The sequence below is a fragment of the Xanthomonas sp. SHU 199 genome, from assembly GCF_000364665.1.
Lineage (GTDB): Bacteria > Pseudomonadota > Gammaproteobacteria > Xanthomonadales > Xanthomonadaceae > Xanthomonas_A > Xanthomonas_A sontii.
The window spans coordinates 1-8403 of the sequence record NZ_AQOI01000438.1 but is presented as its reverse complement, the minus strand read 5'-3'; the positions used below and the strand labels follow the sequence as shown (position 1 = coordinate 8403).

Annotated in this window: 10 protein-coding genes; 3 read left to right on the top strand and 7 right to left on the bottom strand. The window is 69.8% G+C overall.

Features of this window, described 5'->3' with window-relative positions; genetic code table 11:
* The 4 genes from D183_RS0114120 to D183_RS0114105 all read right to left on the bottom strand — a co-directional run.
* A partial coding sequence (locus D183_RS0114120) for a TPM domain-containing protein (protein WP_081613351.1) occupies nucleotides 1–899 on the bottom strand: 899 nt, incomplete at its 3' end.
* 24 nt (nucleotides 900–923) lie between these two features.
* Complete coding sequence (locus D183_RS0114115; protein WP_017909569.1) at nucleotides 924–1571, bottom strand: LemA family protein; 648 nt, start codon at nucleotides 1569–1571, stop codon at nucleotides 924–926.
* A gap of 74 nt (nucleotides 1572–1645) precedes the next feature.
* Nucleotides 1646–2395 (bottom strand): TerC family protein, encoded by a 750-nt coding sequence (locus D183_RS0114110; RefSeq protein ID WP_010342213.1) that lies wholly within the window; start codon nucleotides 2393–2395, stop codon nucleotides 1646–1648.
* A gap of 39 nt (nucleotides 2396–2434) precedes the next feature.
* Nucleotides 2435–2815: a diacylglycerol kinase gene (locus tag D183_RS0114105; RefSeq protein WP_010342212.1), complete on the bottom strand. Its 381-nt coding sequence runs from the start codon at nucleotides 2813–2815 to the stop codon at nucleotides 2435–2437.
* Nucleotides 2816–3003: 188 nt separating this feature from the next.
* Here D183_RS0114105 and D183_RS0114100 point away from each other — a divergent pair, with 188 nt between their 5' ends.
* A complete protein-coding gene (locus tag D183_RS0114100; protein ID WP_017909568.1) occupies nucleotides 3004–3720 on the top strand; it encodes an SGNH/GDSL hydrolase family protein in 717 nt (238 codons plus the stop codon).
* 34 nt (nucleotides 3721–3754) lie between these two features.
* Here the strand turns inward: D183_RS0114100 and D183_RS0114095 are convergent, their stop codons facing one another.
* The 3 genes from D183_RS0114095 to D183_RS0114085 all read right to left on the bottom strand — a co-directional run bounded on the left by D183_RS0114095 (nucleotide 3755) and on the right by D183_RS0114085 (nucleotide 6624).
* Complete coding sequence (locus D183_RS0114095) at nucleotides 3755–5035, bottom strand: sensor histidine kinase (RefSeq protein WP_017909567.1); 1281 nt, start codon at nucleotides 5033–5035, stop codon at nucleotides 3755–3757.
* A gap of 108 nt (nucleotides 5036–5143) precedes the next feature.
* Entirely contained in the window at nucleotides 5144–5857 is a 714-nt protein-coding gene (locus D183_RS0114090; RefSeq protein ID WP_003481607.1) for a response regulator transcription factor, read from the bottom strand.
* A 92-nt stretch (nucleotides 5858–5949) separates the two neighbouring features.
* Nucleotides 5950–6624 carry an arylesterase gene (locus D183_RS0114085; protein WP_081613350.1) on the bottom strand — a complete coding sequence of 225 codons (675 nt, stop codon included), beginning with the start codon at nucleotides 6622–6624 and terminating at the stop codon, nucleotides 5950–5952.
* 109 nt (nucleotides 6625–6733) lie between these two features.
* Between D183_RS0114085 and D183_RS0114080 the strand changes: the two genes are divergently transcribed.
* Both D183_RS0114080 and D183_RS0114075 read left to right on the top strand, forming a co-directional pair.
* Entirely contained in the window at nucleotides 6734–7336 is a 603-nt protein-coding gene (locus D183_RS0114080) for an ABC transporter ATP-binding protein (protein ID WP_017909565.1), read from the top strand.
* Nucleotides 7333–8403, top strand: a 1071-nt coding sequence (locus D183_RS0114075; RefSeq protein WP_017909564.1) for an ABC transporter permease, incomplete at its 3' end; no start/stop codon positions are given. The genes D183_RS0114080 and D183_RS0114075, both read left to right, overlap by 4 nt.

The window sequence follows — 8403 nt, the reverse complement described above, 5'->3', positions numbered from 1 at the left end:
CAACTACCGCCACCGCCGCCCCAGCCACCGCCGAAGCCGCCGCCACCCCAGCCGCCCCAACCGCCGCCGCCGGCCGAACGGCCCGGTGCGATTCCGACGAACAGGCCCAGCAGCAGGCCGATCGCGCCGGTCAGCGCACCGACGAACAGCGACAGACTCAGCAGCAGGCCGACGCCGCCGCCGACCACGCCGCTCAGCACGCCGCGCACCGGGCGCGACAGCCGCGCGAACAGCACCTGCGCGACCAGCGCCGCGAACAGGCCGGCGAAGAAACCGAATCCCAGGCCGCCGCCGCGCGAGGCCGAGGCGTGCGCGCTGACCGGCGCCGGCAACGCTTCGCCGTCGATCAGCTTGACCAGCATCGCGGTCGCTTCGGAAATCCCGCCGCTGTAGTCGCCGGCGCGGAAGCGCGGCACCAGGTACTCCTGGATGATGCGGTTGGCGGTGGCGTCGGGAATCGCGCCTTCCAGGCCATAGCCGGGCTGGATGCGCACGCGCCGGTCGTCCTTGGCCACCACCAGCAGGACGCCGTCGTCCACGCCCTTGCGGCCGAGCTTCCACTGGTCGAACACGCGCTGGGTGTATTGCTCGATGCTCTCGGGCGCGGTGCTGGGCACCACCAGCACCTGCAGCTGGCTGCCCTTGCGCTGCTGCAACTGCACCGCCTGCCGGTCCAGCTCCAGGCGCTGGTTCGGCGTCAGCGTGCCGGTGGTGTCGACCACCGGCGCGTCCAGCGCCGGGATCGACGCCTCGGTCTGCGCCCAGGCCAGCCAGGGCAGCAACGCCAGCAGCACCACCAGCCAGACGCCGGCGAGCCGGCGGCAAGATGTGCAGCGAGCGGCGCCACGCGACGCCGCCGATGCGACAGCGCGCTCAGCCACCACGGATGCGGAACGCATGGTCACGCCGGCCCACGGCGGCGCTTAGTGCGCCGGCGCCGGCGCCGGCTGTTGCGGCTGCTGCGGCTGCTGCGGCACGGACGTGGGCTGGCCACCGAAGTTCACCGCCGGCGCCTCGGAAATCTGCGCTTCGTTCTCCACCGAGAAGTTGGGCTTCTCCTTGTAGCCGAACATCTTGGCGGTGAGCACCTGCGGGAAGGACAGGATGTAGGTGTTGTAGTCCTGTACCGCCTGGATGTAGCGGCCGCGCGCCACGGTGATGCGGTTCTCGGTGCCTTCCAGCTGCGCCTGCAGGTCGCGGAAGGCCTGGTCGGACTTGAGGTTCGGGTAGTTCTCGCTGACCACCAGCAACCGCGACAGCGCGCTGGACAACTGGCCCTGCGCCTGCTGGAACTGCTGCAGCGAGGCGGCATCGTCGGCATTGACCTGCACTTGGCCGACCCGGGCACGGGCGTTGGTCACGTCGGTCAGCACCTGCCGCTCCTGGTCGGCATAACCCTTGACCGTATTGACCAGGTTCGGCACGAGGTCGGCGCGGCGCTTGTACTGGTTCAGCACTTCCGACCAGCCGGCCTTGACCGCCTGGTCCTTCTGCTGGATCGCGTTGTAGCCGCAGCCGGACAGCAACACCGCCAGCGCGGCCAGGAACAGGGAGCGGGACAACAGGCGCATGCGAGGACTCCGGCAGATGACTGCGCGCAGCTTGCCACGCCGCCGGTGAAAACGCAGCCGACCTCAGCGGTGGCTCACCACTTGCCGGCGCCGGGCACCTGGTGCGCGGCGGCGCGGCGGCGCATCAGCAGGTTCAGCCACTCCACCAGCACCGAGAAGCCCATCGCCGCGTAGATGTAGGGCTTGGGCACGTGCACGTCCAGGCCATCCAGGATCAGCACCACGCCGATCATCAGGATGAAGGCCAGCGCCAGCATCTTCACCGTCGGGTTGGCGTCGATGAAGCGGCCCAGCGGGTTGGCCGCCAGCAGCATCACCGCCACCGCCAGCAGCACCGCGGCGATCATCACCGGGATGTGCTGGGCCATGCCCACCGCGGTGATCACCGAATCCAGCGAGAACACGATGTCGATCACCGCGATCTGCGCGATCACCATCCAGAACACGCCCGAGGCCTTGCTGGTGGTGGGGTCTTCGTCTTCGCCGCCGGTGATCAGCTCGCGGATCTCCATCGTGCCCTTCACCAGCAGGAACAGGCCGCCGACGATCAGCACCAGGTCGCGGATCGAGATGCCCATGCCGGCGACGCTGAACAGCTCGCCCTGCATGCGCGCCAGGAACGCCAGCGACACCAGCAGCGCGATGCGGGTCAGGCACGCCACCGCGATGCCGAACTTGCGCGCGGCCGGGCGCTGAGCTTCCGGCAGCTTGCCCACCGCGATGGAGATGAACACCAGGTTGTCGATGCCCAGCACGATCTCCAACGCACTCAGCGTCAACAGCGTCAGCCAGGTGTTGGGGTCGGCGAGAAACTCGAGGGCCATGGCGTCGGATCCTTTAACGAAAGAAGAAACGGGCGGCGATCACAGCAAGCGCGGCAGCAGGATCAGGCCCCAGCACAGCACCACGTTGGCCAGCATCACGAAGACCGCGGCCGAGCCCATGTCCTTGGCGCGGCCGGCCAGTTCGTGATGCTCGGGGCCGTAGCGCTCGATCACCGCTTCGATCGCCGAATTGAGCAGTTCCACCGCCAGCACCAGCAGCAGCGAGCCGATCATCAGCACCTGCTGCACGGGCCCCTGCCCCAGCCACAGCGCCAGCGGCGCCAGGATCAGGAACAGGCACACCTCCAGACGGAACGAGGACTCGTGCAGCCAGGCCGCGCGCAGCCCCTGCCACGACCAGCGTGCCGCCATCAGCATGCGGCGCGGTCCACGCGGCAGATGCCCGAACTGGTCGGCCACGGCTCAGCCCCGCCCCAAGGAACGGGGACGCGACGACGACGGCCGGAAGGAATCGGTCATGGGCAAGGCGCAGCGGGATAGGCGGCAATTTTGCCACAAGCCCCGCGGCACCGCCGGCATCGCCGCGGATTTGCCTGCATGTCGTGCCTGCGGCACCATCGCCGATCCCCTTGCTTCGAGGAGGCGTCATGCCCCGTTCGCCGCTGCGCGCACCGCTGCTCGCCCTGAGTCTGTTCAGTCTGTCCCTGCTTGGCCTGTCGCCGGCGCTGGCGCTCACCCCACCCCCGCCGCCCAGCGTGCCCGACCAGGTCTCCAATGCCGCCTGGGAAGAGGACATGGCGCGTTTCGCCAAGGACGACGCCGCGCATCCGGTCAAACCCGGTGGCGTGCTGTTCGTCGGCAGTTCCTCGATCCGCTTCTGGACCTCGCTGGCCAAGGATTTTCCGGGCGTGCAGACGCTCAACCGCGGCTTCGGCGGCTCGGAGATCCGCGACAGCACCTGGTATGCCGACCGCATCGTGGTGCCGTACAAGCCACGCCTGATCGTGTTCTACGCCGGCGACAACGACCTCAACAGCGGCCGCAGCCCGCAGCAGGTGCGCGACGACTTCGTGGCCTTCGTGACCCGCGTGCACCGCGACCTGCCCAAGACCCGCATCGTCTATCTGTCGATCAAGCCCAGCCCCTCGCGCGCGGCGCTGATGCCGAAGATGGCCGAGGCCAACGCGCTGATCCGCAAGGCCGCCGCAAGCCTGAAGCAGGTGCAGTTCGTCGACGTGTACACGCCGATGCTGGGTGCCGACGGGCAGCCGCGCGCCGAGCTGTTCGGACCGGACAAGTTGCACATGAACGCGGCCGGCTACGCGCTGTGGCGCGACACCCTGCGTCCGTACCTGAAGGATTGAACCGTGACGCGCCCGCGCCGCCGTGCGCGGGCGCTCACGTGACCGGCGGGAACCGCACGGTCGCAAGAATGCCGCCGCCCTCGGCGCTCTCCAGGGCCACCTGCCAACCGAAACGGTCGCACAGCCGGCGCACGATCGACAGGCCCAGCCCGGTGCCTTGCGGGCGCTCCGGCTCCGCGCGGAAGAACGGCTCGAAGGCATGCCGCAAAGCGTCCTCGGACATGCCGATGCCGGTGTCGCGGATGCGGATGCGGTCGGCCTCGACCTCGACCTCGATGCGCCCGGCGTCGGTGTAGCTGCAGGCATTGCGCAGCAGGTTGCTGACCACCACGTGCAGCACGCGTGGCGGCGCATGCAATGTCGCCGAGGCCAGCACGCGCACGCTCAGGGTCACCGGCTTGCCGATCAGCAGTTCGCGCGCGTTCTCGGCCTCGTACTCGACCACGTCGGCGATCTCGAAGAGTTCGCTCTGCGGCACCACGTCCGCTTCCCGCGCCAGGATGAGGAAGGCGTCGATCACCGCCTCCATGTCGCGGCCGGCGCGCTGGATGCGCTGCAGGCTGCGGTGCAGGCGCGGCGGCAGTTCTTGCTCGGTCATGGCGATGTCGGTGGCGACGCGGATCACCGTCAGCGGGGTGCGCAGCTCGTGGCTGGCATCGCGGGTGAAGTTGCGTTCGCGGGCGACGTGGTCGGTGACGCGCAGGGCCAGCGCATGCAGGGCGGCAGCCAGTTGCCGCGCCTCGCCCTGTACGTCGGCCGGCAGGTTTTCCGGGGCCAGTTCGGCGGCGGCTGGATGCCGCGGATCCCAACGCGAGACCCGCCGCGCCAGCCAGTTCATCGGCGACAGCAAGCGCCGCGACACCCGCCAGGTCAGCCAGGCCACCACCAGCACCGCGATCAGGGTGAGCAACGTCGGCACCACGCCGAACCAGAACGCCAGCCGCTGCGCCGGTGCGCGCAAAAACACCAGGTACAGGCGCCCGTTCTCGGTCTGGTCGACCAGCACCATCTCGCCGCCGGGGCGATCCTCATGCAGACCGGGCGCCAACCCGCGCAGGTCGGCAGGCACCGCCGCATCGGATTGCCCGGCCGGCACCAGATAACCGCGCAGGCTGTGGCTGTTGGGCGGCGGTTGCTGCGGCAGCTGCGCGCGCAGGCGCCAGTAGTAGCGCGCCTCCTGCTTCAGGATCGAGCCGACCAGCGAGTGCTGCACGATCGCGACCACCAGATAACTGGCAAGCGTGACCACACAGCCCGCAAACACGATGCGGGCGATCAGGGCGAGGCGAAGTTTGCGCGGCAACCCGTGCGGCATACGGCATCCGTGATCGTTGCCGCGATTATAGGAAGGCCGATCGTGAGCCTTTCGTGCAAGCGGCCCCGTTCACCGGGGCCGCTGCGGGGTCCACGATCGGGCGTTGCCTCAGCTCATCGGCTGGGCGATGTCGGCGATGCGGTAGCCGGCGCTCTGCACGGTGTGCAGCAACGGGCGGTCGAACGGCTTGTCGATGATCTTGCGCAGGTTGTACAGATGGCTGCGCAGGGTGTCCGAGTCCGGCAGGCCATTGCCCCAGATCTCGCGCTCGATCTCCTGGCGGGTGACCACGCGCGGCGATTCGCGCATCAGGATGGTCAGCAGGCGCAGGCCGATCGGCGACAACTGCAGTTCGGTGCCGGCGCGGGTGGCACGCATGCTCACCGGATCCAGCACCAGGTCGGCCACCTTCAGCACTTCCGAACCGACCTGGCGGCGCTCGCGGCGGATCAGTGCGCGCAGGCGTGCTTCCAGTTCCTGGATCGCGAACGGCTTGGTCAGGTAGTCGTCGGCGCCGAAGCCCAGGCCGGTGAGCTTGTCGTCGAGCGTGTCGCGCGCGGTCAGCATCAGCACCGGGGTCGACTTGCGCGCGTCGTTGCGCAGGCGGCGGCACACTTCGATGCCGTCCAGACGCGGCAGCATCAGGTCCAGCACCACCACGTCGTAGCTGTTCTCCGCCGCCAGGCGGTAGCCGTCCAGGCCGTCGCAGGCGTAATCCACTTCGAACCCGCGGCCTTCCAGGTACTCGCCGATCATCTCGGAAATATTGCGGTTGTCCTCCACGACCAGCACGAGCCCGGATGTTTCCTTGGTCTGACGCATAACGCTTCCTCAGTCTTCAGCTTTGTGAAACATGCCGGATGGGCGGTGGTGGTGGCGTGAAGGCCGCTTCATCTGCCTGAGCAACAAAAAAACTATCGCGCGATCAATGGCTTGAGCTGAGGCCAGACATTGTCCAGCACCTTGGGCTGGGCCGCCGCGGTGGGGTGCAGGCCATCGCCCTGCATCAGCGCCGGGTTCAGCGCCACGCCCTCCAGCAGGAACGGCAGCAGGCCGGTCCGGTACTGCTTCGCCAGGTCCGCGTAGACCGCGCGCAGGCGCTGGCGGTAGCCCGGGCCGTAGTTCGGCGGCACGTCGATGCCCAGCAACAGCACCTTCGCGCCGGCGTCACGGCTGAGCACGATCATCTTCTCCAGGTTGCCGCGCAGTTCGGCCGGGCTCAGCCCGCGCAACGCGTCGTTGCCGCCCAGTTCGATGACCACCACCGACGGCCGGTGCTTCTGCAGCAGCGCCGGCAGGCGGGTCAGCGCGCCGGAGGAGGTCTCGCCGCTGATGCTGGCATTGACCACCGCCGGTGGCGCCCGCATCTGTTGCTGCAGGCGCTTGTCCAGCAAGGCCACCCAGCCGGACTGCACCGGGATGTTGTGCGCCGCGCTGAGGCTGTCGCCGAGCACCAGCACCGGCCCCGTCGCACCTTTGGCACAGGCGATGGCGGGCAGCAGCACCCACCATGCCAGCAGCAGCCAGGCGCGGCGCATCCAGGCCCGCTTGCTTCTCGTCTCGTCGCCACGCATTGGAGATTCCCTCATCGACAGTCAGGCCCCCACGCTTCGCGCCAGCATCGCCATCGACGTACGCGATGTCGGCAAATCCGTCAGCGGACCGGAGGGTACGGTCCACATTCTCGACAAGGTCGGATTGACCATCGGTGAAGGCGACAGCGTCGCCATCGTCGGCGCCTCCGGCTCCGGCAAGACCACCCTGCTCGGCCTGCTGGCCGGCCTCGACCTGCCCACGCGCGGCGAAATCGTGCTGGCCGGGCAGTCGCTCAACGCATTGGGCGAGGAAGCGCGCGCCGCGCTGCGCGCGCGCGAGGTCGGCTTCGTGTTCCAGAGTTTCCATCTGCTGCCGTCGCTGACCGCGGCGGAAAACATCGCGCTGCCGCTGGAGTTGGCCGGACGCGAGGATCCGGCGCGGGTGCGCGAGGTGCTGGAAGCAGTCGGACTGAGCGCGCGGGCGCGGCACTACCCGCGGCAACTGTCCGGCGGCGAGCAGCAGCGCGTGGCGCTGGCGCGCGCGTTCGTGGCGCGGCCGCGGATCCTGTTCGCCGACGAGCCCACCGGCAGCCTCGACCAGGCCACCGGACAACAGATCAGCGACCTGCTGTTCGCGCTCAACGAAGGCAGCGACACCACCCTGGTGCTGGTCACCCACGACATGCGCCTGGCGCAGCGCTGCGAACACCGCTACCGGCTCGACGGCGGCCGCCTGCGCGGCGCCGACGCGGCGGATGCCGCATGAACGTACTGCGCCATGCCGCGCGCGCACTGCGCCGCGAGCTGTTCGCCGGCGATCTGCTGACCGTGTTCGCCGCGCTGGTGCTGGGCGTAGCGGTGATGACCGCGGTCGGCACCCTGGTCGACCGGGTGACCCTGGCGCTGACCGGCAGCGCCGCCGAGGTGATCGGCGGCGACCTCGGCGTCAGCGGGCGCCAGGACATTCCTGCCGCCTTCGCCGAGGAGGCGCAGCGGCGCGGCCTGCGCAGCACGCGCATGGTCAGTTTTCCCAGCGTGCTGTTCCATGGCGACGCCAGCCAGATGGCCAACATCAAGGCGGTGGGCGCGGGTTATCCGCTGCGCGGCGAGTTGCTGGTCGCGCGCGACACCGTCGGCGCCGGCAGCGAACGCGCCGGTCCGCCGCCGCGCGGCGAAGCCTATGCCGATCCGCGCCTGCTCGAAGCGCTGGGGCTGAAGCTCGGCGATGCGCTGGAGTTCGGCGCCGGCACGCTGCGCGTGACCCGGGTGCTGCGCGCCGAACCGGATGCCTCCGGCGAACTGATGCAGTTGTCGCCGCCGCTGCTGGTCAACCGCGCCGACGTCGATGCCGCCGGCCTGCTCGGCCCTGGCAGCCGCGCTTCCTATCGACTGATGTTCGCCGGCGCGCCCGGCGAGATCGCCGCCCTGCGCGAATGGCTGGCGCCACGCGCCAAGGCCTACCGCCTGGTCGGCATCGAGGACACCCAGCGCGGCGTGCGTGGCGCCTTCGACCGCGCCGGGCGCTTCCTGGCGCTGGCCGCGTTGCTGGCGGTGCTGCTGGCCGGCGTCGCCACCGCGCTGGCGGCCAACCGCTTCGCCCTGCGCCGCATCGACCAAGTCGCGGTCTTGCGTTGCCTGGGCGCGCGCCAACGCGACATCCTCGGTGCGCTGGCGGTGCAGTTGCTGCTGCTGGCGATCCCCGCCTGCGCACTCGGCGTGGGCCTGGGCATGCTGGCCCAGGTCGGCCTGGTCGAAGCGCTGGGCAGCCTGATTCCCGACCGCCTGCCGCTGCCGCAGGCGACCCCGGCCCTGGCCGGCGCCGGCATCGGCCTG